At 61.7% G+C, this 24,594-nt stretch carries 32 protein-coding genes and 1 tRNA gene; 21 read left to right on the top strand and 12 right to left on the bottom strand.

Going from position 1 to position 24,594, the window contains the following annotated elements; genetic code table 11:
* Nucleotides 1-29: 29 nt before the first annotated feature.
* Nucleotides 30-1,232, bottom strand: coding sequence for a penicillin-binding protein activator (locus JCM7686_RS10240; RefSeq protein ID WP_020950761.1), 1,203 nt, complete (start codon nt 1,230-1,232; stop codon nt 30-32).
* 176 nt (nt 1,233-1,408) lie between these two features.
* Between JCM7686_RS10240 and rsmI the strand changes: the two genes are divergently transcribed.
* From rsmI to gshB, 3 genes are all read left to right on the top strand, one after another.
* On the top strand, nt 1,409-2,260 hold the full coding sequence (gene rsmI / locus JCM7686_RS10235; protein WP_041527809.1) for a 16S rRNA (cytidine(1402)-2'-O)-methyltransferase: 852 nt from the start codon (nt 1,409-1,411) through the stop codon (nt 2,258-2,260).
* A 1-nt stretch (nt 2,261) separates the two neighbouring features.
* The gene (locus JCM7686_RS10230) at nt 2,262-2,666 is read left to right on the top strand and encodes a YraN family protein (RefSeq protein WP_020950759.1); all 405 of its coding nucleotides are present in this window, start codon (nt 2,262-2,264) and stop codon (nt 2,664-2,666) included.
* A 61-nt stretch (nt 2,667-2,727) separates the two neighbouring features.
* Nucleotides 2,728-3,678: a glutathione synthase gene (gshB, locus tag JCM7686_RS10225; RefSeq protein WP_020950758.1), complete on the top strand. Its 951-nt coding sequence runs from the start codon at nt 2,728-2,730 to the stop codon at nt 3,676-3,678.
* An 8-nt stretch (nt 3,679-3,686) separates the two neighbouring features.
* Here the strand turns inward: gshB and JCM7686_RS10220 are convergent, their stop codons facing one another.
* Entirely contained in the window at nt 3,687-5,201 is a 1,515-nt protein-coding gene (locus JCM7686_RS10220) for a YifB family Mg chelatase-like AAA ATPase (protein ID WP_020950757.1), read from the bottom strand.
* 142 nt (nt 5,202-5,343) lie between these two features.
* On the opposite strand from JCM7686_RS10220, the gene coaBC reads away from it, so the two are divergent.
* The 9 genes from coaBC (at nt 5,344) to JCM7686_RS10175 (ending at nt 13,768) form a co-directional block, all read left to right on the top strand.
* Nucleotides 5,344-6,591, top strand: a complete 1,248-nt coding sequence (gene coaBC / locus JCM7686_RS10215) for a bifunctional phosphopantothenoylcysteine decarboxylase/phosphopantothenate--cysteine ligase CoaBC (protein WP_020950756.1) — start codon at nt 5,344-5,346, stop codon at nt 6,589-6,591.
* Nucleotides 6,591-7,667 (top strand): cysteine desulfurase family protein, encoded by a 1,077-nt coding sequence (locus JCM7686_RS10210; RefSeq protein ID WP_020950755.1) that lies wholly within the window; start codon nt 6,591-6,593, stop codon nt 7,665-7,667. Before coaBC ends, JCM7686_RS10210 begins: the two co-directional genes overlap by 1 nt.
* A complete protein-coding gene (sufB, locus tag JCM7686_RS10205; RefSeq protein WP_020950754.1) occupies nt 7,660-9,189 on the top strand; it encodes a Fe-S cluster assembly protein SufB in 1,530 nt (509 codons plus the stop codon). Before JCM7686_RS10210 ends, sufB begins: the two co-directional genes overlap by 8 nt.
* A gap of 72 nt (nt 9,190-9,261) precedes the next feature.
* Entirely contained in the window at nt 9,262-10,020 is a 759-nt protein-coding gene (gene sufC, locus JCM7686_RS10200) for a Fe-S cluster assembly ATPase SufC (protein WP_020950753.1), read from the top strand.
* Nucleotides 10,017-11,351, top strand: coding sequence for a SufB/SufD family protein (locus JCM7686_RS10195; RefSeq protein ID WP_020950752.1), 1,335 nt, complete (start codon nt 10,017-10,019; stop codon nt 11,349-11,351). Before sufC ends, JCM7686_RS10195 begins: the two co-directional genes overlap by 4 nt.
* Nucleotides 11,321-11,851, top strand: coding sequence for a hypothetical protein (locus JCM7686_RS10190; protein ID WP_236635811.1), 531 nt, complete (start codon nt 11,321-11,323; stop codon nt 11,849-11,851). The genes JCM7686_RS10195 and JCM7686_RS10190 overlap by 31 nt, the downstream gene beginning before the upstream one ends.
* Nucleotides 11,848-12,444, top strand: coding sequence for a YIP1 family protein (locus tag JCM7686_RS10185; RefSeq protein ID WP_020950750.1), 597 nt, complete (start codon nt 11,848-11,850; stop codon nt 12,442-12,444). Before JCM7686_RS10190 ends, JCM7686_RS10185 begins: the two co-directional genes overlap by 4 nt.
* Entirely contained in the window at nt 12,434-13,645 is a 1,212-nt protein-coding gene (locus JCM7686_RS10180; protein WP_020950749.1) for a cysteine desulfurase, read from the top strand. Before JCM7686_RS10185 ends, JCM7686_RS10180 begins: the two co-directional genes overlap by 11 nt.
* Before the next feature lie 46 nt (nt 13,646-13,691).
* Nucleotides 13,692-13,768 (top strand) — tRNA-Arg (locus tag JCM7686_RS10175).
* Between the two features lie 2 nt (nt 13,769-13,770).
* Here JCM7686_RS10175 and JCM7686_RS10170 read toward each other — a convergent pair.
* The gene (locus tag JCM7686_RS10170; protein WP_020950748.1) at nt 13,771-14,874 is read right to left on the bottom strand and encodes a tyrosine-type recombinase/integrase; all 1,104 of its coding nucleotides are present in this window, start codon (nt 14,872-14,874) and stop codon (nt 13,771-13,773) included.
* The gene (locus JCM7686_RS10165; protein ID WP_041527275.1) at nt 14,871-15,101 is read right to left on the bottom strand and encodes a hypothetical protein; all 231 of its coding nucleotides are present in this window, start codon (nt 15,099-15,101) and stop codon (nt 14,871-14,873) included. The genes JCM7686_RS10170 and JCM7686_RS10165 overlap by 4 nt, the downstream gene beginning before the upstream one ends.
* 151 nt (nt 15,102-15,252) lie before the next feature.
* Between JCM7686_RS10165 and JCM7686_RS24385 the strand changes: the two genes are divergently transcribed.
* The gene (locus tag JCM7686_RS24385; protein WP_148292605.1) at nt 15,253-15,492 is read left to right on the top strand and encodes a hypothetical protein; all 240 of its coding nucleotides are present in this window, start codon (nt 15,253-15,255) and stop codon (nt 15,490-15,492) included.
* Nucleotides 15,493-15,781: 289 nt separating this feature from the next.
* On the opposite strand, the gene JCM7686_RS10155 is transcribed toward JCM7686_RS24385, so the two are convergent.
* From JCM7686_RS10155 to JCM7686_RS24695, 6 genes are all read right to left on the bottom strand, one after another.
* Nucleotides 15,782-16,936 (bottom strand): DNA polymerase III subunit beta, encoded by a 1,155-nt coding sequence (locus tag JCM7686_RS10155; protein ID WP_041527273.1) that lies wholly within the window; start codon nt 16,934-16,936, stop codon nt 15,782-15,784.
* The gene (locus tag JCM7686_RS10150) at nt 16,936-17,250 is read right to left on the bottom strand and encodes a DUF2312 domain-containing protein (protein ID WP_051201646.1); all 315 of its coding nucleotides are present in this window, start codon (nt 17,248-17,250) and stop codon (nt 16,936-16,938) included. Before JCM7686_RS10150 ends, JCM7686_RS10155 begins: the two co-directional genes overlap by 1 nt.
* A gap of 254 nt (nt 17,251-17,504) precedes the next feature.
* Nucleotides 17,505-17,705, bottom strand: coding sequence for a hypothetical protein (locus tag JCM7686_RS10145; protein WP_041527272.1), 201 nt, complete (start codon nt 17,703-17,705; stop codon nt 17,505-17,507).
* Nucleotides 17,705-17,908 carry a hypothetical protein gene (locus tag JCM7686_RS24380; RefSeq protein WP_020950745.1) on the bottom strand — a complete coding sequence of 68 codons (204 nt, stop codon included), beginning with the start codon at nt 17,906-17,908 and terminating at the stop codon, nt 17,705-17,707. The genes JCM7686_RS10145 and JCM7686_RS24380 overlap by 1 nt, the downstream gene beginning before the upstream one ends.
* Nucleotides 17,908-18,156, bottom strand: coding sequence for a hypothetical protein (locus JCM7686_RS10140; RefSeq protein ID WP_020950744.1), 249 nt, complete (start codon nt 18,154-18,156; stop codon nt 17,908-17,910). The genes JCM7686_RS24380 and JCM7686_RS10140 overlap by 1 nt, the downstream gene beginning before the upstream one ends.
* Nucleotides 18,153-18,329, bottom strand: a complete 177-nt coding sequence (locus tag JCM7686_RS24695) for a hypothetical protein (RefSeq protein WP_158442354.1) — start codon at nt 18,327-18,329, stop codon at nt 18,153-18,155. The genes JCM7686_RS10140 and JCM7686_RS24695 overlap by 4 nt, the downstream gene beginning before the upstream one ends.
* 153 nt (nt 18,330-18,482) lie before the next feature.
* On the opposite strand from JCM7686_RS24695, the gene JCM7686_RS24375 reads away from it, so the two are divergent.
* The gene (locus JCM7686_RS24375; RefSeq protein ID WP_148292604.1) at nt 18,483-18,710 is read left to right on the top strand and encodes a hypothetical protein; all 228 of its coding nucleotides are present in this window, start codon (nt 18,483-18,485) and stop codon (nt 18,708-18,710) included.
* A gap of 239 nt (nt 18,711-18,949) precedes the next feature.
* Here the strand turns inward: JCM7686_RS24375 and JCM7686_RS10130 are convergent, their stop codons facing one another.
* Both JCM7686_RS10130 and JCM7686_RS10125 read right to left on the bottom strand, forming a co-directional pair.
* Nucleotides 18,950-19,180, bottom strand: a complete 231-nt coding sequence (locus JCM7686_RS10130; RefSeq protein ID WP_236635809.1) for a hypothetical protein — start codon at nt 19,178-19,180, stop codon at nt 18,950-18,952.
* Nucleotides 19,180-19,908, bottom strand: a complete 729-nt coding sequence (locus tag JCM7686_RS10125) for a LexA family transcriptional regulator (protein WP_020950743.1) — start codon at nt 19,906-19,908, stop codon at nt 19,180-19,182. Before JCM7686_RS10125 ends, JCM7686_RS10130 begins: the two co-directional genes overlap by 1 nt.
* Between JCM7686_RS10125 and JCM7686_RS23950 the strand changes: the two genes are divergently transcribed.
* From JCM7686_RS23950 to JCM7686_RS10090, 7 genes are all read left to right on the top strand, one after another.
* A complete protein-coding gene (locus tag JCM7686_RS23950) occupies nt 19,891-20,118 on the top strand; it encodes a helix-turn-helix domain-containing protein (protein WP_084621061.1) in 228 nt (75 codons plus the stop codon). The two genes, JCM7686_RS10125 and JCM7686_RS23950, sit on opposite strands and share 18 nt — an antisense overlap.
* An 80-nt stretch (nt 20,119-20,198) precedes the next feature.
* Nucleotides 20,199-20,468 (top strand): hypothetical protein, encoded by a 270-nt coding sequence (locus tag JCM7686_RS10120; RefSeq protein WP_041527103.1) that lies wholly within the window; start codon nt 20,199-20,201, stop codon nt 20,466-20,468.
* Nucleotides 20,469-20,753: 285 nt separating this feature from the next.
* Complete coding sequence (locus JCM7686_RS10115) at nt 20,754-20,975, top strand: hypothetical protein (protein ID WP_020950741.1); 222 nt, start codon at nt 20,754-20,756, stop codon at nt 20,973-20,975.
* A gap of 958 nt (nt 20,976-21,933) precedes the next feature.
* The gene (locus JCM7686_RS10105; RefSeq protein ID WP_020950739.1) at nt 21,934-22,554 is read left to right on the top strand and encodes a hypothetical protein; all 621 of its coding nucleotides are present in this window, start codon (nt 21,934-21,936) and stop codon (nt 22,552-22,554) included.
* Nucleotides 22,555-22,793: 239 nt separating this feature from the next.
* Nucleotides 22,794-23,366 carry a hypothetical protein gene (locus JCM7686_RS10100; protein ID WP_041527268.1) on the top strand — a complete coding sequence of 191 codons (573 nt, stop codon included), beginning with the start codon at nt 22,794-22,796 and terminating at the stop codon, nt 23,364-23,366.
* Nucleotides 23,363-24,070 (top strand): hypothetical protein, encoded by a 708-nt coding sequence (locus JCM7686_RS10095; protein WP_020949977.1) that lies wholly within the window; start codon nt 23,363-23,365, stop codon nt 24,068-24,070. The genes JCM7686_RS10100 and JCM7686_RS10095 overlap by 4 nt, the downstream gene beginning before the upstream one ends.
* A 112-nt stretch (nt 24,071-24,182) precedes the next feature.
* Nucleotides 24,183-24,530, top strand: a complete 348-nt coding sequence (locus JCM7686_RS10090; RefSeq protein ID WP_041527164.1) for an HNH endonuclease — start codon at nt 24,183-24,185, stop codon at nt 24,528-24,530.
* The last annotated feature ends 64 nt before the right edge of the window (nt 24,531-24,594 follow it).

Genomic DNA, 24,594 nt, shown 5'->3' with positions numbered 1-24,594 from the left:
ATCAGATGGGCCGGAGCTCTGAACCAAGATCAGAACCCAAAGCCGCTAAAGCTTTTCGGCGCCGGATCAAGCACGACCAGCTGGCCGTTGCGGATGGTGCCAACCGCGAGCGCGCGGTCATTGGTGCCGTCGCGACGCAGGCGGAACGTGCCGTTGATGCCAGCAAAGCCCGAGCTCTGGGTCAGGCCCGCCGTCGTCAGCGCATTGGCCTTGCCTGCGCGCACCAGTGCCGAGATCGCGGCAACGCCGTCATAGCCAAGCGAGCCGAGCTCATGGGGCGCCTCGCCGTAGGCGGCACGGTAACGCTGATCGAACTGGGCCTTCTTGGTGGTGTCGGGAACGGCGAACCAACCGCCCTGCACGCCGGGGATCTGCATCCGGGCGGCAGGCTGGTCCCAACGCGTCAGGCCCATCATCTGGGTGGTCGAGGAATTCACACCGGCCGCGTTCAGCTTGTCGAGCAGATAGGGCAGGACCGCGCCTTGGTTGGCGGTGACGAAAATCGCATCGACATTGCCGGAATTGGCGGCCGAGGCGATATTCGGGATGACCGCGTCAATCCCCGAGGTCGAGACCTGATGGTTGACCGCGCCTGCCAAAGTGCCGCCATTCTGGCTGATCGCCTTTTGGATCGCACGCGCGCCGACCTGACCGGCGGCATCTTCCTCGGCGACCATGAGAATGCGCTTCTTGCCATTCTTGACGCCGTAGCGCACCAGACGGTTCGCGACATTGTCAAAGCTGCTGCCAAGGATGAAGAGGTTGCCGCCCGCAATATCGGGGTTGTTCGAGAAGGACAGCACATTGACGCCGCGCGGTTTCACGGCATTGCCGACGGCATTGGCCGAATCGGCGAACAGCGGCCCGAGGATGATCTTTGCACCCTCATCGACGGCCTTGTTGGCCTGAGCTACCGCCTGTGCAGGATCCGAGCCCGCCGGATAGATCCGCAGATCGATCGTAGCGCCTTGGGCATCGCCCGCGGCCATCTTGGCCGAATTGGTGAGCGATCGGGCGAGCCAGTCGAGATCGGCGCTGCCGCTGCCCGAGGGAACCAGAAGGGCCACCGGAACCGGCTGTTTGGGGTCGATCATCTGGCCGGTCTGCGGCCCCGAGGCCCCCATTCCGGTCGGTTCGCAGGCGGCGAGAAACATGGCCGAGACGACGGCGCCGAGCCGCGCCAGAGGACGGCGCAGTTTGCTCGCGCCACGGATCGTTTCGGAGACGGTCATAGCGGTGATTCCCTGTTGGCAGTGCTGGAGACTTAACGTCGGCAGGTTATTGGCATATTGGCGTGAAGGCAACTTACGCAGAAACTCCGAAAGGGCAGAGCATGCAGGAACCGGCCGATGGTTGGGATGACCCGTCTCAGGCGACAAATGCGCCCGGCACGATCGCCGCGCGCATCATGGCGACCCGGCCCGACGCCGGTCTCTATCTGGTCGCAACCCCGATCGGGACCGCGCGGGATATCACGCTGCGCGCGCTCGATACGCTCAACAGCGCCGATGTGCTCGCCGCTGAAGACACCCGCACGCTGCGTCACCTCATGGAGATCCATGGCGTCCCTTTGCGCGGCCGTCGGGTAATCGCCTATCATGACCATAATGCGGACCGGCAACGCCCGCTGATCCTGAAGCTGCTCGGCGAAGGGCGCAGCGTAGCCTATGCGTCGGATGCCGGCACGCCCCTGGTGGCCGATCCGGGCTTCCGGCTGGCGCGTGATGCAGCAGAGGCGGGCTTTGCCGTTCATGCGCTGCCCGGTCCCTCGGCGCTGCTGGCCGGGCTCACGGTCTCTGGCCTGCCAAGCGATCGCTTCATGTTCGTGGGCTTTCCGCCCTCGGCCAAAGGTGCGCGTCAACGCTGGCTCAGAAGCTGGTTCGGGATCGATGCGACCATCGTTCTCTTCGAAAGTCCGCGACGCGTTAAGGACTTGTTGAAAGAGTTCTGCGAGATTGATCCGGGCAGGTCTACAGTGGTGTGTAGGGAGCTGACGAAAAAATTCGAAGAGGTCATGCGCGGACAGGCCTCTGAGTTGGCAGAAGCCATTCCGGAAGAAGGCTTGCGGGGCGAAGTTGTCGTGCTGTTCGGACCGCCCGAAGCGCAAGAGGTTGATGAGGCGACGATCCGGGCGGATCTGGGCGTCGCTCTGGCAGAAAGCTCGGTGAAGGATGCTTCGGCCTTGGTCGCGGCGCGATATGGTTTGCCGAAACGTGACGTCTATGCGCTGGCTTTGGCGCTGATGAAGGAGAAAGAGTGACATGCTAGACAGCGCCTTACTGGAAGGGCGTGGGCGCGCGCAGCGCTCCATCCGCGGCAAAATTGGATATGTGAGTGGGCGCATGGCCGAAGAGGCCGTGGCCGATCACTATGCACAGGCGGGATATGCGCTCGCGGCTTCGCGCTGGCGCGGCAAAGCCGGGGAAATCGACCTCATCTTGCAAAAGGATGGCGGCTATATCTTCGTCGAGGTGAAGGCCTCAGCAGACCATCAGCAGGCCGCGGAACGGCTGTCTCGGCGCCAGATGGACCGGATCTGTCATGCGGCTTGCGAATATGTCGGCGATTTGCCGACCGGCTCGCTGACAGAAATGCGTTTTGACGCGGCGCTGGTTGATAATTTCGGTCGGATTGAGGTTTTGGAAAATGCCTTCGGATTGAACTGATCCTTGCATTGCCGGGATCGGCAAGCGACAACCGCGACGAATGACCGTTGGGAGATTGTCGATGAGTCTTTACGTCGCTTTGCAGATGGATCCGATCGAGAATGTCTCGATCCAAGGGGACAGCAGCTACCGGTTGGGGCTGGAGGCCGAAGCGCGGGGCCATCGTCTGTTTGAATATACGGCCGATAGGCTGAGCTATTCCGAAGGCCGGGTGCTCGCCACCGGGCGGAAAATCACGCTTCGCCGGGAGGAGGGCAATCACGTCACTTTCGGCGACTGGGAAACGGTCGATCTGCGGGATTTCGATGTGGTCTGGCTGCGGCAAGACCCGCCTTTCGACATGGCCTATATCACGACGACCCACCTGCTCGATCGGGTTCATCCGGAAACCTATGTGGTGAATGACCCGTTCTGGGTCCGGAACTCACCCGAGAAACTGCTTGTCCTCGATTTCCCCGATCTCACCCCGCCGACGCTGATCACCCGCAATATCGAGGATATCCGCGCATTTCGCCGCAAACATGGCGATATTATCGTCAAGCCTCTTTACGGCAATGGCGGGGCCGGGGTGTTTCATCTGCGTCCCGAGGATCCCAATCTGTCCTCGCTGATGGAGACCTTCACGGCCATCAACCGCGAGCCGGTGATTGCGCAGAAATATCTGCCCGCCGTGGTCAAAGGCGACAAGCGGGTGATTTTGGTCGATGGCGAGCCGGTCGGCGCGATCAACCGGGTTCCGGCGGCGGGGGAGGCACGCTCGAATATGCATGTCGGCGGTCGTCCCGAGCCGGTGGGACTGACCGAGCGTGAGCGTGAGATCTGCGCTCGGATCGGTCCGATCTTGCGCGAGAAAGGCCTGATCTTTACCGGGATCGATGTCATTGACGGCTGGCTGACCGAGATCAATGTGACCTCGCCGACCGGCATTCAAGAGCTTGAGCGCTTTGATGGGATCAATGCCGCGGCGCTGATCTGGGATGCCATCGAGCGGCGGCTTGCCGCGCGCGGCTGAGGTTCAGGCTAACCGCCTGCGATAAATGGCAGGCGGTAGCTGACCGCTTCGGCGATATGCGGGCTTCGGACCTGCGGGCTCGCGGCGAGATCTGCGATTGTCCGGGCGGTGCGCAGCACGCGATGATAGCCGCGCGCGGTCAGCCCGAGTTTCTCGGCTGCGCGCAAAAGCAGATCGCGGCCTTCGGTGTCCGGGGTGGCAATCTCTTCCAAAAGACTGCCTGCCGCATCAGCATTGACCCGGATCTGCGGATGGGCCGCGAACCGGTCGTGCTGGATCTGGCGTGCGGCCGCAACCCGACCCGCGACCGGCGCGCTGGCCTCTCCCGGTGTGCGAATATCGAGATCGGCGAGACTGACGGCCGGAACCTCGACCCTGAGATCGAAGCGGTCCATCAACGGCCCGGAAATCTTACCCATATAATCCGCGCCGCATTGCGGGACGCGGGCGCAGGCGCGGGAGGCATCTGCAAGATAACCGCAGCGGCAGGGATTGGCCGCCGCGACTAGCAGGAAGCGGCAGGGATAGCGGATATGAGCATTGGCGCGCGCGACGACGACCTCGCCGGTCTCGATTGGTTGGCGCAGGGTGTCGAGCACGGCGCGAGGGAATTCGGGCAGCTCATCGAGAAAGAGAACGCCGTTATGCGCAAGGCTGACTTGCCCCGGGCGGGCGCCACGTCCACCCCCGATAATCGCGGCCATCGAGGCGGTATGATGCGGCTCGCAGAAGGGCGATTGACGTGAAATCGCGCCGGATTTGAGATTTCCGGCAAGGGAGTAAATCATCGAGGTCTCGAGCGTCTCTTCCGGAGAAAGTGGCGGAAGAATGCTTGGCAATCTTTTGGCAAGCATAGATTTTCCAGAACCGGGTGGTCCGGACATGAGCAGATGATGCCGCCCTGCCGCGGCGATTTCGAGCGCGCGTCTGGCGCGTTCCTGCCCCCGTACATCGGCAAGATCCGGGCCATCGGCATGGCGCGCGACTTCGCCCGGCGCGGCGCGGCGCAGCGGCGCGCGGCCGGTCAAGTGATCGACCGCCTCGCGCAAAGACGCCGGGGCAAACACCGGGACCGAGGCGATCCACGCCGCCTCACCACCGCAGGGGGCTGGGCAGAGGAGTGCGCGATCTTCCTCTGCGGCGGCCATGGCGGCAGGAAGCGCGCCCGCGACGGCGACGATGCGCCCGTCGAGGGACAGCTCACCCAGCGACAGGATATGGGCGAGCTCTTCGGCAGGTAGGATCTCGACGGCTGCCAGAACTGCGAGCGCGATCGGCAGGTCGAAATGAGAGCCCTCTTTCGGGAGATCGGCGGGGGAGAGGTTGATGGTGATGCGGCGCGACGGCATGGCGATTGCCATGGCCGAAAACGCCGAGCGCAGCCGCTCTTTGGCTTCATTCACCGCTTTATCGGGCAGACCGACGATGGTAAACGAGGGCAGTCCCGGCGCAACTGAGCATTGCACCTCGACAAGCCGACCCTCGATCCCCTCGAAAGCGACCGTATAGGCGATGGCGACCATATCCGCCTCCGATCTTTTGACGGATTGGATAGCGCGACGCGCTTAACAATTGGTTAACTGGCGTGGATCCGCCCTCGTTGCTTGTTCCTCGGGCCGCTTGGCCCTATGTCCCGGAGTGCAGCGCAAAAAAAGTGAGGTCGCGATGCAAGGCAATAGAATCCTGCTGGTGGTCGGGGGCGGAATCGCCGCCTTCAAGATCCCCGAGCTCATCCGGCTTTTACGCAAGCAGGGCATGGCGGTGACGCCGGTTCTGACGCAGGCGGGTGCGCAATTCGTGACACCGCTGACCCTGTCGGCTTTGGCCGAGGCGCCCTGTCATCAGGAGCTCTTTGACCTCACGCGCGAATCCGAGATGGGCCATATCGAGCTGTCGCGCGCCGCCGATCTGGTGGTGGTTGCGCCGGCGACGGCGGATCTCATGGCGCGGATGGCGGGGGGGCTTGCCAATGATCTGGCCTCGACGCTGCTTTTGGCCACGAATAAGCCGGTGCTGATCGCGCCTGCGATGAATGTGCGCATGTGGGAACATGCCGCAACCCAGCGCAATCGCGCGACTTTGGCCGAGGATGGCATTCTCTTTGTTGGTCCCGATGAGGGCTCTATGGCCTGCGGTGAATTCGGCGAGGGCCGGATGGCCGAGCCCGAGGCAATCCTCGAGGCGATCCAGCGTCATCTCGGCGAGCGCCCGCTGCGGCTGCCGCCTGAGGCGGTGGTGAGGCTTCCGCCGCGCGGTAGCCTTGCGGGCAAGCATATTCTGGTGACCTCTGGCCCGACGCATGAGCCGATTGATCCGGTGCGCTATCTCGCCAACCGCTCGTCCGGGGCGCAGGGGACGGCGATTGGCGCGGCGCTCCGCGATCTCGGTGCGCGCGTGACTTTTGTGACCGGCCCGGCCAGCGTGCCTCCGCCCGAGGGCGTAGAGGTCATCCGGGTCGAGACAGCCGAGGAAATGCGCGTCGCGGTCGAGCATGCGCTGCCGGTCGATGCGGCGGTGATGGCAGCGGCTGTGGCCGATTGGAAGGTCAAGAACGCCAGCGCCTCGAAGATCAAGAAAGACGGCTGCGGCCGGATGCCGGTGCTCGAATTCAGCGAGAACCCGGATATTCTGGCGTGGTTGAGCCGGCTTTCGCTGGGGCGGCCAAAGCTCGTCGTGGGCTTTGCCGCCGAAACCGACGATGTGATCGCCCATGCCACCGAAAAACGCCTGCGCAAGGGCTGTGACTGGATCCTGGCCAATGATGTGCGCCCGGGGACCGAAATCATGGGCGGGACCGAGAATGCGGTGACGCTGATTTCGGATCAGGGCGTCGAAAGCTGGCCGCGCATGGCCAAGGACGAGGTTGCGGCGCGGCTTGCCGCGCGGATCTCGCTTGCGCTGGAGGGGCGGTGATGGCGCGCGCCTATCTCGACTGGAACGCGACCACGCCGCTTTGCGCCGAGGCGCGGGCGGCGATGCTGGCGGCCTGCGAGATCGTCGGCAATCCGTCCTCGGTCCATGCCGAGGGCCGCGCGGCGAAATCCGCGATGGAGCGGGCGCGCGAAGAGATTGCGGCGGCGGTCGGCGCCGAGGGGGCGGATGTCATCTTCACCTCGGGCTCGACCGAGGCGGCGGCTCTGGCTTTGGCGGGGCGCGGCTTTGCCTGCTCGCCGGTCGAGCATGACGCGGTTCGCGCCTGGTGCGGCGAAACGCTCGCGACCGATGCCAATGGGATCGTGACGGTGCTCGATCCGGCGCGGTCGAGCTTGCAGCTCGCGAATTCCGAGACCGGGGTGATCCAAAGCCTGCCCGATGGGCTTGGCGTCACCGATCTGACGCAGGCGTTCGGCAAGATCGCCTTTGCCTTCAACTGGCTTGGCGTCACCGCAGGCTTCATTTCGGCCCATAAGATCGGCGGGCCCAAGGGGATCGGGGCCCTGATCGTCAAGCGCGGCACCGAGATCGAGGCGCGGATCAAGGGCGGCGGCCAAGAGCAAGGGCGGCGCGCTGGGACCGAGAACCTGATCGGAATCATGGGTTTTGCCGCAGCTGCGAAGGCTGCGCAAAATGATCTGGATCAAGGAAAGTGGGAGAGGGTCGGTGAAATCCGCGATTCCTTGCTCGCTACACTGGAATCCGGGGCCGAAGATGTTACATTCTTGGGGCGCGATTCCCGACGCTTGCCAAATACCTTGTCGGTTCTGACACCGGGCTGGAAAGGCGAGACGCAGGTGATGCAGATGGATCTGGCTGGTTTTGCCGTTTCGGCGGGCTCGGCCTGCTCCTCGGGCAAGGTCCGGGCCAGTGGCGTTCTGCAAGCCATGGGGATCTCGCCGGAACATGCGGGCGACGCGATCCGCATCTCGTTCGGTCCGAGCACGGATGAACGGGATGTTACGCGTTTTGCCGACGCCTGGTTGACTGCTCGGCAGCGCTGGCGTGAACGGAATTATGGGCGGTCTACCGCCGGAAAGGATGACCATGGCTGATCTGGCTAATGCTCCGGAGCTTGAGGTCCGCGAAGGCGTCGACCGCGAGACCGTCGAAACTGTTCAGAACATGGGCAGCTACAAATACGGCTGGGATACCGAAATCGAGATGGAATATGCCCCCAAGGGCATCAATGAAGACATTGTCCGTCTGATTTCGCAAAAGAACGAAGAGCCGGAGTGGATGACCGACTGGCGGCTCAAGGCATTCCGGCGCTGGCAGGATATGAAGCAGCCGGAATGGGCGATGCTGACGATCCCGGACATCGATTTTCAGGACGTCTATTACTACGCGCGCCCGAAAAGCATGGCGGTGAAGCCGAAGTCCTTGGACGAGGTCGACCCGAAGCTGCTCGCGACCTATTCGAAACTGGGCATTCCGCTGAAAGAGCAGATGATCCTTGCTGGCGTTGAAGGTGCGGGCGAAAGCCCGGCCGAGGCGCGTAAGGTCGCGGTTGATGCGGTCTTTGACTCGGTCTCGATCGGGACGACCTTCAAGGATGAGCTGGCGAAAGCGGGCGTGATCTTCTGCTCGATCTCGGAAGCGATCAAGGAACACCCGGAACTGGTGAAGCAGTATCTCGGTTCGGTGGTTCCGGCGGGCGACAACTTCTATTCGGCGCTGAATGCGGCGGTCTTCTCGGACGGGTCTTTCGTCTATATCCCGCCAGGCGTGAAATGCCCGATGGAGCTTTCGACCTATTTCCGCATCAACGCGGAAAACACCGGCCAGTTCGAGCGCACCCTGATCATCGCCGACAAGGGCGCTTATGTGAGCTACCTTGAAGGCTGCACCGCGCCCAAGCGCGACACCGCCCAGCTTCATGCGGCGGTGGTCGAGATCGTCATTCTCGAAGATGCCGAGGTCAAATATTCGACCGTTCAGAACTGGTTCCCGGGCGATGAAGAGGGCAAGGGCGGCATCTACAACTTCGTGACGAAACGCGCCGATTGCCGGGGCGATCGCGCGAAGATCATGTGGACGCAGGTCGAGACCGGCTCGGCGATCACCTGGAAATATCCGTCCTGCATCCTGCGCGGCGACGAAAGCCAGGGCGAGTTCTATTCGATCGCGATTGCCAATAACATGCAGCAGGCCGACACCGGGACCAAGATGCTCCATCTTGGCAAGAACACGCGCTCACGCATTGTTTCAAAAGGGATTTCTGCTGGTAAAGCGCAGAATACCTACCGCGGTCAGGTCTCGATGCATCCGAAGGCCACCAACAGCCGGAACTATACGCAATGCGACAGCCTGCTGATCGGTTCGGAATGCGGGGCCCATACGGTTCCCTATATCGAGGTCAAGAACAACTCGAGCCGGGTCGAGCACGAGGCCACCACCTCGAAGGTCGATGACGATCAGCTCTTCTACTGCCGCGCCCGCGGCATGGACGAAGAAGAGGCGGTCGCGCTGGTCGTGAACGGGTTCTGCCGCGAGGTGCTGCAAGCCCTGCCGATGGAATTTGCGATGGAGGCTCAGTCTCTGGTCGCGATTTCGCTGGAAGGTTCGGTCGGCTGAGTGCCGGAAAGAAATAGCGGTGCCGGGCGCGTGACGCCTGCTTGTTGCCGAGACGAGATGTAAGGGAAAAATATGCTGGAAATCAAAAACCTGCACGCCGAACTTGAAGACGGTAGCAAGCAGATCCTCAAAGGGGTCGATCTGACCGTGCCGGCCGGGCAGGTTCACGCGATCATGGGGCCGAACGGGTCGGGCAAATCGACGCTCTCCTATGTGCTCTCGGGCCGCGACGGCTATGAAGTGACCGAGGGCGCGGCCTCGCTCAACGGCGAGGACCTGCTGGCGATGGAGCCGGAAGAGCGCGCGGCGGCAGGGCTGTTCCTGGCCTTCCAATATCCGGTCGAGATCCCCGGCGTCGGCAACCTGACCTTCCTGCGCACGGCGGTGAACGCACAGCGCAAGGCGCGGGGCGAAGAGGAGCTCTCCTCGGGCGATTTCCTGAAGCTGGTGCGCGAAAAGGCAAAGACGCTGAACATCGACGCCGAGATGCTGAAGCGTCCGGTCAATGTCGGCTTCTCGGGCGGCGAGAAAAAGCGCAATGAAATCCTGCAGATGGCCATGCTGGAGCCCAAGATGTGCATCCTCGACGAGACCGACTCGGGTCTCGATGTCGATGCGATGCGTCTGGTGTCCGAAGGCGTGAACGCTCTGCGCGCGCCGGATCGCAGCTTCCTAGTGATCACCCATTACCAGCGCCTGCTCGACCACATCCGCCCCGATGTCGTCCATATCATGTATAACGGCCGCATCATCAAAACCGGCGGGCCCGAGCTTGCGCTTGAGGTCGAGAAGAACGGTTACGCCGACCTGCTGGCGGAGGTTGCGGAATGACCGAAGCCGCTCTTCGCTCTCCCGAGACGGGTGCGAAGCCTGCCGCGCAGACGGATGCTCTGACGGCACGGCTGGCCGCGCTCGACCTGCCGAAAGGCGGCTTCACCGCCGCCGCCCGCGCCGATGCTTTGGCGCGGCTGACCGCTGCCGGGCTGCCCAAGGCGCGCGACGAATATTGGCGCTATACCCATCCGACCGCCTTCAATGCGGTTGAACCTGCGCCGGTTCCGGTTCTGCCGGGCGCGGCGGATTCGCCGCTTTTCGGCGATCTTGACCGGCTGAAGCTGGTTTTCGTCGACGGTCGTTTCGATGCATCTGCCTCGGATGATCTGGCGGGCGAGGGGCTGGAGATTGCCAGTCTCGCCGCCGCCGAGGCCTCGGCTGATCACTGGGCCAAGGGCCTCTTCGGCACGCTGGAAGCCGCTGGCCAGAAGCCGGTGCTGCGTCCCTTCGCGATCCTGAACACGCTCGCGGCGGGTGATGGCGCGCTGATCCGCGTGACGGGAAAAGTCGCACGCCCGGTCCATATCATCTATCGGCGCGAAAATGCGGCGGCCGATGTGCTGGTCCATCATGTCGTGAAGATGGAGCCGGGCTCGGAGCTGACGCTTCTGGAAACCGGCATGATCGGCGCGCGCTCGAACAATGTGCTCGAGGTCGATGTCGCGTCTGAGGCGCGCTTCCATCACATCACCGCCAAACGCGCGGCCTATGCCAAGGTCGGCAATGGCCATATTTTTGCCCGCGTGGCGGAAAAGGCGCTCTTTAAATCCTTCGAGCTCGCGGTCAGCGGCCGGATGATGCGCAACGAAAGCGTCATCGACATCATTGGCGACGACGCTGTGGCCCATGTCGCCGCCGCAGTTCTGGGCGACGGCAAGGAAGGCCCGTTCCATCACGACAGTACCGTTTTCATCACCCATGCGGCCGAGCGGTGCGAAAGCCGTCAGGTCTTCAAGAACGTGCTGAAAAACGGTGCCGTCGGTGTCTTCCAGGGCAAAATTCTGGTCAAGCAGGGCGCGCAGAAAACCGATGGCTATCAGATCAGCCAGTCGCTGCTTCTGGACGGCGAAAGCCAGTTCCTCGGCAAGCCCGAGCTGGAAATCTATGCCGATGACGTGAAATGCAGCCATGGCTCGACCACTGGCGCGATCGACGAGACGGCGCTCTTTTACCTGCGCTCGCGCGGGGTTCCGAAAGAGCAGGCGACAGTGCTTCTGGTGCTCTCTTTCCTCGCGGATGCGCTGGAAGAGGTCGAGGATGACGCCCTGCGCGACCGCATCGGCGAACGGCTCGAAGAGTGGCTGACGACGCAGGCCAGTCAGGGATGAGCCAGCCCGGGATGAGCCAGTCAGGGATTTTGCCGCGCGTCGTTCGAAGCTGGTGGGCCCCGGCCAAGGTCGTCTCTGAACTGCGCGGGATGCCCGACCGGGTGGCTTTGGTGGTGTTGATGGCGGCGATGCTGATCACCTTCATCTCGCAGCTGCCGAAACATGCCCGCGACGCGGCGCTCGACCCTTCGATCCCGCTGCAGGCGCGGATCGGTGGGGCGCTGCTCGCGGTGATGTTCATCATGCCGGTTCTTGCCTATGGGCTGGCCTCGCTCGTGGCGGCTTTGTCGCGGGTGACGGCGCGGCCAGTCACGGCGCAGAATTCGCGGCTTGCGCTCTTTTGGGCCTTGCTTGCGGTTTCGCCGTTGATGCTGCTGACCGGGCTCACCTCCGGGCTGGTCGGACCCGGCCCCGCGCTGACGCTGGTGCAGGTGCTGGCGGGCTTTGCCTTTCTGTTCATCTGGGGCGCCGGATTGCGCGCTGTCGCAGGGAAATCATGACTTTCACTCAAATTGGTGAGCTTGCCGTCCTGACGTTGCGCGAACCTGCGCGCGGGTTTCGGGCCTTGCAGGGACTGGGCCTGCCGATCGCCGCGCGCTGGATGCTTTTGGTTCTGGCGATCGCACTCTCGGCTTTGCTGGCAGGCGTGGCGAACTGGCTTTTTCCTACGCCGATCACCACGCCGCTGACCGAGCTGGTCGCTCAGCCTTGGCTGCTCGCGGCAGTCCAGTTTGTTGCGATGACGGCCACGGCGCTGCTGATCACCTTTGTCGGTCGGCTCTTCGGGGGCAGGGGCTCGTTTGAGGATGCGCTGCTCGTCACCGCATGGATCGAGCTTCTGCTCGTCGCCGTTCAGGCCGTCCAGGTCGTTTTGATGCTGGTCCTGCCGTTGCTGGCGGGGCTCTTCTCCTTGGTCGCTTTCGCGCTCTTCTTTTACCTGATCGTGACGCTGACCAAGGCGTTGCACGGGTTTCAGAACGGCTTTCTCGTGCTTCTGACGATGGTCGGCACGCTGTTCGTCGTCGGCTTCGCTTTGACTTTCCTTGCCCTCGCGATGGGCATTCCGCCCGAGGTTTTGACCCATGAGCTATGATCTCGCAAAAATCCGCGCCGATTTTCCGATCCTGTCGCGTGAGGTCAACGGCAAGCCGCTGGTCTATCTCGACAATGGCGCCAGCGCGCAAAAGCCGCAGGTGGTGATTGATGCGATCACGCAGGCCTATTCGATGGAATATGCCAATGTGCATCGCGGGCTGCATTACCTCTCGAACCTCGCGACCGAGCATTATGAGGCGGTGCGCGGCAAGATCGCGCGCTTCCTTGGCGCGGCGCATGAGGATGAGATCATCTTCACCTCGGGCTCGACCGAGGGGATCAATCTGGTCAGCTATGGCTGGGCCGCGCCGCATTTGAAGGCGGGCGATGAGATTCTGGTCTCGGTGCTGGAGCATCACGCCAATATCGTGCCCTGGCACTTCCTGCGCGAGCGTCAGGGCGTTGTGCTGAAATGGGTCGAGCCGGAGGCCGATGGCAGTCTTCCTGCCGAAAAGGTGCTGGCGGCGATCACCCCGAAAACCAAGCTGATCGCGATCACCCAGATGTCGAACGTGACCGGCACGCTGGTCGATGTCGCGGCGATCGGGAAGGGCACCTCTGTGCCGATCATGGTCGATGGCAGCCAGGCGGCCGTGCATATGCCGATTGATGTGTCGTCGATGGGCGTCGATTTCTACGTCATCACCGGACACAAGCTTTACGGGCCGTCGGGCTCGGGTGCGATCTGGATCTCGCGCGAGCGTCAGGCCGAGATGCGTCCCTTCCTCGGCGGCGGAGATATGATCCGCACGGTCACCCGCGACAGCGTCGATTATGCCGCGCCGCCGCTGAAATTCGAGGCGGGCACGCCCGGGATCGTCAACCAGATCGGTCTGGGCGCTGCGCTCGATTACCTGACCGGGCTTGGCATGGAAAATGTCGCTGCGCATGAGAAAGGGCTGCGTGACTATGCCCGCGATCAGCTGCGCGCGCTGAACTGGCTCCAGGTGCAGGGGGATTCGCCCGACAAAGGCGCAATTTTCTCGATGACGATGCAGGGCGCGCATGCCCATGACATCTCGACGATCCTCGACAAAAAGGGCATCGCCGTCCGGGCCGGCACCCATTGCGCCATGCCTTTGCTGGAGTTTTTCGGTGTCACCGCCTCGGCGCGGGCGAGCTTCGGGCTCTACAACACCAAGGCCGAGGTCGACGCGCTGATCGACGGCTTGAAATTCTGTCGCGAGCTTTTCGCCTGATCCCCATTGCAGCCCCGTGATTTTCCGGCTAATCACGGGGCAGCTCGCACCCATAGCTCAGCTGGATAGAGCGCTGCCCTCCGAAGGCAGAGGCCAGAGGTTCGAATCCTCTTGGGTGCGCCATATCATTTTCCCCTCATTGAAAATAAAGGCGTTTTCGCTTTTTCTGTATCGTGTTCTGCTCGTGATACGGTGTTCCGATTTGTTCCCGGACCGCTGATCAGCCGCTTCATTTCAGCCGCGCGGGTGTACTGCTCGACCTCTTGCAGCGTTTTGTGACCTCCCCATGCCATGATCGCATGCGCGGTTCCGCCCGCTTCGGCGATGGCGGTGAGACGCGCTTTCCTGAGCCCGTGGGCCGTGCAGTCGTTCAGGCCTGCGCTGTTTGCGGCGGCGGCTATCACGTTCGACAGCCCTTTGTGGCTCCGCATCTTTCCGTTCGAGGTCGCTAAGAACGTCAAGCCGCCCTTGAGGCGTTCCACTGCGTGATGGACGGTTTCTCGCTCGCACTGCCACGAGCTCGCGAAATCCGGCAGGGGAGCTGTCCAGGGGACGTATGCAGGGCCTTTGGTCTTGCTCTGGATGAACGTTAGGATGCCATCCATACCAACGTTTGTAGTGGAGAGCTTGACGGCGTCTATGGTCCGCGCCGCCGTCCAATAGAGGAGCTCGAAGCAAGCTCGTTGCACAGTTCCGACAGCCCACTTGTTGCGATAGCTGGCGATGTCGTCTGTTGTCCACGTTTTGTGCCCGACAATGGTTTCCTTGCGCTTCGAGACCAGGGCCGCAGCGTCCTTGTCGCCATTGCCCGTACGCTTGGCAAACTTGCTGAGTTTTCGCCAAGTTTTCAGACGAGCGTTTGCGGGGTTCGGTGGCAACTTAGATAGATCAGCCTCGATATGCCGTGCTTCTATTAGTCGGAAAGGCACATCGGCGTAGGCCTCTTTAATCTGCTCAGCATTGCGCTTGAGGATGGCGCGATAGACAGGGCTCCCGGATAGATAGTCCTGAGACGCGAGGAAGTTGTTGACCACGGCCGCGATCGAACCGAGGTTCACGCCGCGTATAGCTTTGGCCTGAATGGATCCGATTTGAGACTGAGCCAATGCCCAAGCTGCGATGAAGTCAGGATGCAATTCTGGCAAGTCTGGCAAGCGAACACCCGTCGCGCGATGATATTTCACCACTCGATCGCCGCGCTTCTGCCGCCTGACACCCTTCAATCTCATAGCCCAAATGCCTCGTCTGCTCTTTTTGCTTCTTCCGCGTCGTTCTGCCCTTCATAAGGGAGGGCGCTTGCATAATCGTCCAGGTCGAACCGATCATACAGGCGCTTGGAGCGCGCCTCCTTTCGAGGCAACCCGAGTGAGCGCAACATGGTCGCAGACATGCCGAGGTATCTCGCCGCTTCCGGCTCGGCCAATAAGCGCGGCGCGAAGGCGATTTCAGCTCTCATCAGCCGACCCTCTTGTTCTTCTCGATGACCAGATGCTGACTGTCCGCGGCGACGACGGCGGGCAGTGGGCGTATGAGCATTCGCCCTGCAGTTTCACAGACGAGGCTGCAAAAGGTTGTAATATTTGGACGTTTGCGCTAGCAGTGTCACTATGTGGAAAAAAGTCAAAGCAACGGGTGTCGATCAGATCGGCACTATCGACCGCTGGATTGTCCAACTGCGAAACATCCCAGTCGGACATCTCTCCTACAAACGCCCCGCTCCTGGCAGCCAACCTTGGAAATGGTCTGCTGACAATGTTCCCGGCGCTTCCGGTCGCGCATGGACCGAAGAAGCTGCTATCAACATGATCAAGCAGGCGGTCTTGGACGATTACCCCCGACCAGCCTGATCGGCACCCGAGTAGGCGGGGCTGATTTGTAATCATAACCGATCCTCCGGGAAGTAAAGTGAGCTCTCATCGAGTGCCTGCCATTTCTGGTCGTATTGCCTGGTTCCCGCGCAGTGCCGGGAGTTCGGCTCTGGCCCGAAGCGCCGCGAGATCTTGCGGATGGCTCCCGCTCGCGTTTGAGAGGCCCCAGAGAGGCCGTTCTCCTCACCGGCCCATGAGTAAGCCCAGCTGACATCATGGGCGACGATTTCAATGCCGCGGTGGGCGAGGGGTTTGTGGGCCATCATGATCACACCCGCATGGGCATGATGGCGCCGAGGAAGTCCGGATCCTCGGAGTGGATCAGCGCGGCGTCACCGCTTCCGTTGATCTGCAGTCTGATGGTGCCGTGGTGCATGGTAAAATCGCGCAGGTAACGGATGTTGAATCCAGTGGTTACCTCGCCCTCCGCCTCGATCGGAAGGGAAGCGTCCAAGCCGTCACTCGGTGCGCTGATCGACAGTTTGCGCTCGGCGAGATCGAGCCTTGCGGCGGCGTGGCGCTCGCTGGTGATGCCGGGCGGAATCCGTCGAAACAATGCCGGTGCGAGAACCGCACGGCCCTTGTAGTTGTCGCTGTTGGGCTTCGGTATGACCCGATCATAGTCCGGGAAGGTGCCGTCGATCGTCTTGACTGTCAGGGACCAGCCTTCACCCGCGAACTTCATGCGCGGCTTGGTCCAGCCGGTGACTGAGATCGGATTGCTGCCACCGACAGTGAGCAGCGCTCCAAGGGTTGCAACCGCGCGCGTCGGCAGGATTTGCGCCGCGAGCGGCCATTGATGGCCGGAAGAGCAAAGCGCGAGGCGATGCCCGTCTGTCGCGACCCCCGCAAGCAGGCCCTCAACCGCATGGATGTAGACCCCGTTCAGGTAATAGCGGGTCTCCTCGCTGGAGATGCAATGACGGCAGGTATCGAGCACCTTGCGCAATGCACCCTCCGGGAGCGTGATCGCCTCGTGTTCACCGTCCATCTCGGCCATGACCGGCCAGTCCTCGATCGGGATGAGTTGGCGGCGCTTGATGGTAAGCGGCCCGAGCTGGATGGACAGAACGTCGCCGGCCGCGTCTGCCGGTTCGCGCTGGATGGTGACGATTTCCTTGGCTTCCGCGCCGCGCAACAGAGCGGAGACCTGGCGAGCGTCGAGGGTAAAGCTGCCGAATTCCGCGAAGCATTCGGCGGGACAGTCGATGGAGAGCAGCCGGTCGAGGTCGGTGCCGCAGATCGTGAGCTTGCCTGCGGCAGGGTGAAAGGCGAGACAGGCGAGGACAGGGATGAGGTTCCAGCGTTCGACCACGCCAGCCGCCAGGGAAACGGCGCGGCGCAGATCTGCAACCGTGCAGCGGATGGTGGTTGCGGATGCGGCCGGCGCGGCCTCGGCGATGACTTCGGAAAAAGCGTTCATCACATCATTCCCAATGCTGCTTTGTACATTTCGAGAATGGCCTCTTCCTCGGCCACATCGTCCTTGTCGCGCTTGCGCAGCGCGATGACCTTGCGCATGACCTTGGTGTCGTAGCCGCGGGCTTTGGCCTCGGCCATCAGCTCCTTTTGCTGCTCGGTCAGGTCTTTCTTCTCCGCATCCAGCTGCTCGAACTGTTCGACAAACTGCCGAAGCTCGTCGGCGGCGATGCCATAGGTTTGGTCGCTCTGCTGGCGGTCCTCTGCGGTCTCCTTCACAGGCGGGGCCTTGCGGCGCTTGCGGTCTGCGCTGCGCATGATCTCGGCGCCACCGTTGCCGGTCGGAGGCGGAAGCCGATCCGGCATGCCGTCGAAGCTGTTCTGAATATCCATGTCGCGATCCTTGCGCTGCTGACGCTCGGGAATGCCCGGTGCCGCCGGGCGCGGTTCTGGTTGGAGGTATCGCCCCCAAGGCCGCACGGCCTCGGGGGCTTCCTGCTGCGCCAGGGAGGAGGCGCGCAGCGGGAATTCTTGGCGCCACCGGGACTGCCATCTCGGCGGCTCTGCTGCGCTCAGTCGGTGGGCTGGGCGAGGCAGGTCTTGGGATTAAGGCCGGTGGGGTCGAATTCGGCGTGCAGCGCCACGATGATTGATGCCGTGACCCGATGCACGGTGTCTTCATCCAGCACATGCACGGCGACCTGCAGGATGTAGAGGCCGGTCAGGTTGTCGACGATCCAGCCGTTCCGGTCCGCGCGAAACCGGGCCGCCATCACAGCGCCCTCTCGGCGATCTGGCTGTTCGGCGCGGTGATCGCGGTGACGATGGCGCTGCCCAGAGCGCTGTCGCGCAGCCCCGGGACCTCATGCAGCGCGCGCCGCAGCAGGTCCTCGGTGATCAGCATCCGAACTGCCAGCATCGGCAGTTGTGCGGCAAACTCGGGGCCCATGAGCTGCGTGGGTGGGGATTTCGACATCAGCGCACCCCCTCGACCAGCTGCTCGATCGAGCGTCCGCGCGTTTCCAGTGAGGTCGGCGCGACGAAGGCTTGCACCTCCGTCCAGCTGATCGCGCTGCCCGCGACATGCCAGACCGTTGCGGCGAGGATGACCGCGGAAACGGTCGCAGCGACCAGCGCCACCGCGCGGAACGCGCCGGAGAGCATGGCGCCGATGCGGGGGACTGGGCGGGCGGCTGCTTTGACCGGGTGGGCGAAGGCGATCATGCTTCACCTGCCTTCCGGAGCAAGCGCAGCGCAGCGTTTACGCGGCCGGCGTGGTTCCGGCTGGTGTCTTTCAGGATCGCGATCGCACGGGCGGTCAGCGCCTCCGGCTCAAGGTCAGAGACCGGCTCGGCCGTGGCGAGATCTCGGACAGACAGGACGGTGGGAATGTGCATCTGCGGACTCCATCCGGTTGAGGATGGATATTAATTCACATAATGTGAAAATTAGGTCAATCTGATATTTTACATTTTGTGAAATACATGCGCTTACTGCTCTGCAGACAGGGTGGGTCGCATTGTCGCCTCCACGGCGCCGAGCTGCGGTGCATGAAAAAGCCCGCCAATGAGCGGGCTGAGTGGCGGATTAGAAGGCGCCCGCTAGCTGATCCGGCGGATTATGACGCCGCTTCCTTCTATCCGGAAAACCTTAGCAGCCTCATCAATCGGAGTGGCGACTGCATTGCTGTCGATGGAATACCATACCTCGTCAGCGCTTACCGTCATCCTGACATGATGGATGCCGCCGAACACGTCTTCGCACAAAAACACTTCTGAAATGGGTTTCAAGCTATCTAAGTCCTTCTGGTTCAATATGCTCAAACGCGCCCAACCTTCCGGCAGGACGCGTTCAACATCGACAAGAACTCTTTAAAAACTGCCAATCCAGTACCCGCGTCATTGGCTGAGGTATGTGCTCGAGCGCACGGAATGGCAGGAATGTACGTCACGTCACTTGCGGTTGAGCCTCAAATGCAGAGCCTGCCAGTTAAGGCGGGCTGGCGTGGTGACTGGCTTTAGACTTCCCACTCTTCCACGGGCTTCGTCAGCTTGTACGCCCAAGTCTCCAACATTCTGGCCGCCCCGAAATCGCCATGGCGATCACGTTCATTGGCTGCCTTCTGAAGAAGGCCTGGCAGATCGCTCAGGGTGAACGTACCTGGCTTCTCGGTTTGCAGCTGCAATAGCCCAAGAATGACGCGGGTCGCCGCGGCCCACTGGTCTACGGTTTCGGAAAGGGGCGCCATCATAGCCGCTCGACCATTTCCGCGGGTAGCGCTAGCATCACGCGTGCAGCCCATTTAATCCTAACGTTGTGCATGGTCTCTGCGGTCGGGTTGAGTGAGATAAGATTCCAGAGACCCTGAGAGTCACCGCGCTTGACTTGCTTCACCCACGCCATGCCGTTGGCGTCCTCGACAATGCAGGGTCGGCCAATGTCTTCTTCGGGAATGCCCTCATGCGTGTGGCGCGTGTAAAACAGAACGTCGCCCGGCTGATACATCGGGGACATGCTGTCGCCCTTAATCTCGACAGCAGCGATGTCTTTTGGTGGGCCGTTGCGCAGTAAGGGCTCGGGCGCGGCAATATGGAACAGTGCGTCGCCGTGTTCCGTGGCATCTACCAGAGGGACCTGTGCTCCAGCACCAACGCATCCCGCAACTGCAATTGGGGTCGCCGGAACATCGATCAAAAGAGGTGCGGGAATCCCAAAGATTGCGGCGGCGCCTTCAATGTAATCGGCATTCATGCGGCGCTTGCCGTTCTCTAGCCCATTATACAATGAAACAGAGATGTCGAGCAACTCGGCCATCTGCTCTTGGGTCAAGCCCTTGCGGTCGCGGAGTTCTTTTAGGCGAAATTTCATACGTGAACTTTGCACGGGTGAGGTTGCCGGGCCAGAAACACAGAGTAAAATTTCACTTGATGTAAAATTTACAATGTGTGAAATACGCTCATGAACCTGACCGATCATATCTCCCGATCCGGACTCAAGAGGGCGCAAATCTGCACTGCTACGGGTATTTCGCGCGGCATGTTGAGCCAAATTGAGCGAGGCAAGCGCCGCATTGGCGCGGAAAAGGCTGCGTTGTTTGCGGCGGCTCTTGGCCTGTCTGTTCGCGTGGTGCGTCCAGATCTGGCGAATCTATTTACCTCAACCCAACCTCCCGAGGATGCGACATGAGCGTTCGCCCTGCCGCATCCTCTCTCCGTTCTGATGATCGTCCTTCTGCACGGGGACACAACAGCACAGGACTTTCTGAAATGTCTTTCCGAAAATGCAGCGGCGAGGAAGCCGAGCGGGCATGGTTTGCCAGCTTGCTCTGGCGCGCCTTCCCAGAGGCGCAGTCCGAGAACGATCTGGCGGAACGCGCAGCTGAGGTCCTGACCTCTGATCGTCGCCCGGTCACCTCGCGCACCGTGCGCAACTGGCTGCGCCGGGAGAATGCCCCGCATTTTCGCTATGTGCTGAAGGTTGTCGCCTTGGTCGGCGCCGAAGCGGTGTTTCAGATCATCGATCCGGAGGCGGAATGATGCGGGTGCTTTGGCGCATGGCTCAGAGATATTACGCCGCCCGGCATCGTCGGGCGCTTCGGGTGGCGGGTCGCTCCGCCGCCGATGCCGAATGGTTCAAATCGCAGTCGGAAAGATTTTTCCAACGGATCAAGGGCGCAAGTCGCGAATAAGCCGAGGTTCTCCGGTCCCGGTAACGTCACCGTCTAGCCTGTCCGGCTCCGGTGACCAACTACGGGGCGGTCTCTGCTCAGATCGCCCCGCCTTTTCTCAAACAAACGCGAATGCGCATGAGGGACGGATCAGATGTATATTGCTTCTTCTCGCACAGCCGATGAGCGCGACCTCGTGATCCTGCGCCGCGCCGTGAGCGGTGACAGCTATTCCGAAATCAGCCGCGATCACGGCAAAGGCATCTCCTTCTCTCGCGTGCTGGTCGCGCGGATCCGGGATGCAGATCTGCGCGAGAGCGGCGAGGAGGCCAGCGTCGTGATCGCAGGCTATCCGAAGGCGCGCCTCCATGGGTAAGCGATCGAATTTCCCGCAGAGCGCGACCGTATTACCCGTGCCTAAACGTCGCCCTGGACCTTCGCCGGGTGTCTATCCGTGGCAGGGGCGCGACTATTACGGCATGCGCGCAGTTGCGGCAGCCGCTGGCGTCAGTTGTCAGACCGTTGTCCACCACCTTGACCGTCACGGCAATCTTGACCGCCTCGGCCGTGGGCCTGTCTGCAACTGGAAGCCCGGCGCACATAAACGCCCGGTCTCGGTTGGCAGTCACAGCTGGCCGTCGATTAAAGATTTCGCCGCTGCACTCTCTGTTCATCGCAGCACGGCATCAAAATGGCTGCGGCGTGGCGAACACGACCGGATCCTGTCTCAGCTGATGTCGGTGGATGCGAGAGCCGCGAAGAGAGGTGTCGCATGACCGCGCTTGACTTCATATTTTATGCCACGCGTCCGCCGATTACTTTAACTGCTCTAAGCGAAGGGTTTTACGAGCGAGGGCAAAAAAATGGACGGCGATATTCTACAGTATCCATATCCATTGAATCTGAGGTGGAACCATATTCACTGGTTTCCTGTGTTTTTCCGGCGCTATCGGAATTGTACGTTCGGTCTCCTTGCGGACATGGACGTGCAGGGAGCCGCGCTGAATTTAATGATGATATCCATGAGTCAGAGTCCGCCTGCGACCCTTCCCCAGGACCTCAGTATTTGCGGACGTCTTCTCAATTTGACTCAAGCCGAGTGGGAGAGGTTGTTACGGAGGGATATCAATCCCCTTTATGGATGGGTCGAGGTTCAGTGCGGAGCCGAGCGACGTTTAACGCAACCAGTGCTTTTGGAAGCTTTGGAGGTCGCGGTAAAGGACGCCAAATTGCGACAAAGGGGGACAACAGCCCGCAAGAAAGGGGAGCCGCCAGACGCGGGTCGCGCACCGGTATAGTCGGCTTCTCGGTGACCGTTCTCGGGAGGGCTAACCATGAGTGACGCCTTCCGGAAGCTTCAAATTGTGGGGGTAGATGCCCTGCCTCAGTATCCTATTTCTGCTGAAGATCGGCTGGACAGCCATTTCTTCATTCAGTGGAATCTCAAGCGCTTCCGTAAGAGCACCTTCCGAAATCTGGTTGAGCCCGAAATCGGTTGGTTTGGTTTTCTGCTTTTCTGCGAGTCCCATGACGAAACGCCGGTCGGAACATTGCCGACCGACGAGCGCCTGTTGGCGCGGGCGCTAGGGATCACGGTTGAGCGCTGGCAATTACTTTGCAAACGAGATGTCAGCCCTCTTCACAATTGGACGCGGGTGATTTGCGATAATGGCGAGATCCGTTACGCGCACCCCGTGGTCACGGAAGTGGCGCTGGAAGCCCTGAAATCCAGTCGTAAGAACAAAGCTGATCGAGACGATCGCAAGCGCGCAAAGCGCATCAAGGATCTGGGCGAAATGATTGAGAAACGCATTCAGGCTCCGCAGCTTCTGCGGTCGCCGGGTTTCCTAGATCGCTTCAATGACTGGCTCGAAGAACGCTACCCCGAAGCGCAACGTCGCGAGGCATTTGTCCGCGCTGCTCTGAGCGAATTTCAGGTCGAGGTGATGGCGTGACCCGCATACCGCGCGATCTGTCACATTCTGTGACGGTTACAGAATATTACGGAACAATCACAGATCATTACGGAATTTCACGGAATATTCCGGATCGTTCCCCTTTTTTTGCCGGTTTTCTGTGACCGCTGAAAGGAGAGGAAACGAAAAGAAATGAAACGAAAAGACACAGACGGATCGCGCGCAATCGGAAGGGCGCGCCTGTGGATAAGTCGGGATGTGCTGAGAAAGAGGGTGAGATGAACAGCGAAGAACAGGCACAGGGCGAAAAAAAGGTGATGCAGCTTCTGGTCGAGCCATTGAAGCGGCGCGGGCTGGCCAAGCCGTCCTCGCTGACCGTTGCTGACTTCGAGGAAATGGTCAGAGATATGTGCGCGTGGCTCGCCTATATGTCGGCTGGGAGCCTGATGGCGCTTGAGGAGCAGGTCGCGGCAAGCCCCGGCGGCAAGGATCGCGATCGCTTCCCGATCTCGAACCAGATCCTGCAATGGGCGGGCGAGATCCAGCCGCCGGGCGACAGCGCTTCACCCTTGATCCGCGCCGTCTTTTCTCATGCCTGCGGCCAGACCGCGATCGCAGAAGGCTGGGCGCCCGAACTGCTTTTCGACTTGCGAAAGAACCGACGCTGGCCGTCTGCCTGGGCGCTCGGCACCATTCGCGATGGCGCGGCGAGCACCTTGCGCCGCTATCGTGATCTCGAAGGCCGCCTGGCCCGAGAAGGTGAGCTCGGCCCGGTGGACCTTGACTGGTGGGATCGGCGCAACGCGGCGTTGCAGCGTTGCCGCGAAATCGGGGAAGGGGTTGCAGCATGACCAAGGACTATCGGCAAATGGCCCAAGGGAGGGCGGCGGAAGAACGGGCGCGCCTCGATGCGGTTCTGTCGCGCGCCACACCGGTAGAGGGCTGCGGTCCGCTGATCCCGGTGGCGCCCGCGCGGGGGCCGCAGGTGGTGGTGACGCCGCTGCGCATGGTGCCGGATCCGAAGGACGGAACCGGTTGGAAGGTCGAGGAAATGGGCTGGCGCGGCTTTAACGCCGTGCGCGCGGCAGATGTCTTTGACGATCTTGCCCGCCGAGCGGCTCGGAGAAAGGCGGCGCCGCCCTTCTCGCCGGGGCAGGTTCAGGTTGCGCGGCTCTATCGCGATCTGGTCGAACGCCATGATGCGGGCGGGATGCGCTGCTCAAGCCTTGAGGCTGGGCGCGGTGGCTCAAGCTCGGGTGGCGAGTTCATTGATGCCTTCATCGAAGAGGGCAGGGTGATCGATCTTTTGCGCCGTCGCATCGGGGCCGGTGTCGCCATGGCGGTGCGTCGAGTTCGGCCCTCGGCGCGGGGTGAGGGTGGCGCGCGGATCATTCACGACCGCGTGCTGGTTGATGAGATTTGCCTGCATGGACGGTCGTTTCGCGACGTGCTGGAGCGGCATGGGTGGACTGGGACCGCGCGAAATATCAACATGCTTGTCGTGTCTTTGACTGCGGTCCTCGAGCGCATGCGCGGACATTTTGCGCCAGCCTAAGTCAAACCCTCTTGACTGCTTAGGACGCACGGCCCTATCAATCTTTCTATCATCTATCAGTGCGCCCGGCGGGATCATCCCAAGCCGGGCGCACTGCGTTTCAGGGTCTGCGATGTCGCGTCACGCTCTCTATAAGACGGCGCGGTGGCGGTCTGCCCGGCTTGCGCATCTGCGACAGGAACCACTTTGCCGGATGTGCCAGCTGCGCGGCATCCTCAATGATGGATCTCGGTCAGCGTCGGGCGAGCCGCAGGGCAACCCGAAGCGGCGCTTTCTAGTGGTCGATCACGTCATCCCGCACCGCGGCGATCTGGTTCTCTTCTGGGATCAGTCGAATTGGCAGACGCTCTGCCCCGATCATCATGACGTGGTGAAGCAGCGCGAAGAGGTGCGGGGCTTCTCGAACGCGCGGGGCCCGGACGGATGGCCGCTCGACCCGCAGCATCCGGCGAACCGGTAGGGCCCCAGCGCGATCCGTCAGCGCGTTGCCAAAATGTCACAGATGGGAGGGGGGAGGTCGAAAG

This window comes from Paracoccus aminophilus JCM 7686, from assembly GCF_000444995.1.
In the GTDB taxonomy this organism is placed as follows: Bacteria; Pseudomonadota; Alphaproteobacteria; order Rhodobacterales; family Rhodobacteraceae; genus Paracoccus; species Paracoccus aminophilus.
This window is presented reverse-complemented; position numbering and strand designations above follow the sequence as displayed.

Excerpts from the sequence above, each read along its gene's own strand:
- JCM7686_RS24695 (WP_158442354.1), bottom strand. The coding sequence starts at position 18,329 with ATGCACATTCCCACCGTCCTGTCTGTCCGAGATCTCGCCACGGCCGAG.
- JCM7686_RS10125 (WP_020950743.1), bottom strand. The coding sequence starts at position 19,908 with ATGATCGGTCAGGTTCATGAGCGTATTTCACACATTGTAAATTTTACA.
- JCM7686_RS10105 (WP_020950739.1), top strand. The coding sequence starts at position 21,934 with ATGAGTGACGCCTTCCGGAAGCTTCAAATTGTGGGGGTAGATGCCCTG.
- JCM7686_RS10210 (WP_020950755.1), top strand. The coding sequence starts at position 6,591 with ATGGCGCGCGCCTATCTCGACTGGAACGCGACCACGCCGCTTTGCGCC.
- JCM7686_RS24380 (WP_020950745.1), bottom strand. The coding sequence starts at position 17,908 with ATGTCGAAATCCCCACCCACGCAGCTCATGGGCCCCGAGTTTGCCGCA.
- JCM7686_RS10130 (WP_236635809.1), bottom strand. The coding sequence starts at position 19,180 with ATGGCGCCCCTTTCCGAAACCGTAGACCAGTGGGCCGCGGCGACCCGC.
- JCM7686_RS23950 (WP_084621061.1), top strand. The coding sequence starts at position 19,891 with ATGAACCTGACCGATCATATCTCCCGATCCGGACTCAAGAGGGCGCAA.
- rsmI (WP_041527809.1), top strand. The coding sequence starts at position 1,409 with ATGGCGACCCGGCCCGACGCCGGTCTCTATCTGGTCGCAACCCCGATC.
- JCM7686_RS10115 (WP_020950741.1), top strand. The coding sequence starts at position 20,754 with ATGTATATTGCTTCTTCTCGCACAGCCGATGAGCGCGACCTCGTGATC.
- JCM7686_RS10140 (WP_020950744.1), bottom strand. The coding sequence starts at position 18,156 with ATGATCGCCTTCGCCCACCCGGTCAAAGCAGCCGCCCGCCCAGTCCCC.
- JCM7686_RS24385 (WP_148292605.1), top strand. The coding sequence starts at position 15,253 with ATGTGGAAAAAAGTCAAAGCAACGGGTGTCGATCAGATCGGCACTATC.
- JCM7686_RS10120 (WP_041527103.1), top strand. The coding sequence starts at position 20,199 with ATGTCTTTCCGAAAATGCAGCGGCGAGGAAGCCGAGCGGGCATGGTTT.
- JCM7686_RS10170 (WP_020950748.1), bottom strand. The coding sequence starts at position 14,874 with ATGAGATTGAAGGGTGTCAGGCGGCAGAAGCGCGGCGATCGAGTGGTG.
- JCM7686_RS10100 (WP_041527268.1), top strand. The coding sequence starts at position 22,794 with ATGAACAGCGAAGAACAGGCACAGGGCGAAAAAAAGGTGATGCAGCTT.
- JCM7686_RS10195 (WP_020950752.1), top strand. The coding sequence starts at position 10,017 with ATGACCGAAGCCGCTCTTCGCTCTCCCGAGACGGGTGCGAAGCCTGCC.
- JCM7686_RS10090 (WP_041527164.1), top strand. The coding sequence starts at position 24,183 with ATGTCGCGTCACGCTCTCTATAAGACGGCGCGGTGGCGGTCTGCCCGG.
- JCM7686_RS24375 (WP_148292604.1), top strand. The coding sequence starts at position 18,483 with ATGAAAAAGCCCGCCAATGAGCGGGCTGAGTGGCGGATTAGAAGGCGC.
- coaBC (WP_020950756.1), top strand. The coding sequence starts at position 5,344 with ATGCAAGGCAATAGAATCCTGCTGGTGGTCGGGGGCGGAATCGCCGCC.
- gshB (WP_020950758.1), top strand. The coding sequence starts at position 2,728 with ATGAGTCTTTACGTCGCTTTGCAGATGGATCCGATCGAGAATGTCTCG.
- JCM7686_RS10185 (WP_020950750.1), top strand. The coding sequence starts at position 11,848 with ATGACTTTCACTCAAATTGGTGAGCTTGCCGTCCTGACGTTGCGCGAA.
- JCM7686_RS10230 (WP_020950759.1), top strand. The coding sequence starts at position 2,262 with ATGCTAGACAGCGCCTTACTGGAAGGGCGTGGGCGCGCGCAGCGCTCC.
- JCM7686_RS10150 (WP_051201646.1), bottom strand. The coding sequence starts at position 17,250 with ATGCGCAGCGCAGACCGCAAGCGCCGCAAGGCCCCGCCTGTGAAGGAG.
- JCM7686_RS10165 (WP_041527275.1), bottom strand. The coding sequence starts at position 15,101 with ATGAGAGCTGAAATCGCCTTCGCGCCGCGCTTATTGGCCGAGCCGGAA.
- JCM7686_RS10095 (WP_020949977.1), top strand. The coding sequence starts at position 23,363 with ATGACCAAGGACTATCGGCAAATGGCCCAAGGGAGGGCGGCGGAAGAA.
- sufC (WP_020950753.1), top strand. The coding sequence starts at position 9,262 with ATGCTGGAAATCAAAAACCTGCACGCCGAACTTGAAGACGGTAGCAAG.
- sufB (WP_020950754.1), top strand. The coding sequence starts at position 7,660 with ATGGCTGATCTGGCTAATGCTCCGGAGCTTGAGGTCCGCGAAGGCGTC.
- JCM7686_RS10155 (WP_041527273.1), bottom strand. The coding sequence starts at position 16,936 with ATGAACGCTTTTTCCGAAGTCATCGCCGAGGCCGCGCCGGCCGCATCC.
- JCM7686_RS10220 (WP_020950757.1), bottom strand. The coding sequence starts at position 5,201 with ATGGTCGCCATCGCCTATACGGTCGCTTTCGAGGGGATCGAGGGTCGG.
- JCM7686_RS10180 (WP_020950749.1), top strand. The coding sequence starts at position 12,434 with ATGAGCTATGATCTCGCAAAAATCCGCGCCGATTTTCCGATCCTGTCG.
- JCM7686_RS10240 (WP_020950761.1), bottom strand. The coding sequence starts at position 1,232 with ATGACCGTCTCCGAAACGATCCGTGGCGCGAGCAAACTGCGCCGTCCT.
- JCM7686_RS10145 (WP_041527272.1), bottom strand. The coding sequence starts at position 17,705 with ATGGCGGCCCGGTTTCGCGCGGACCGGAACGGCTGGATCGTCGACAAC.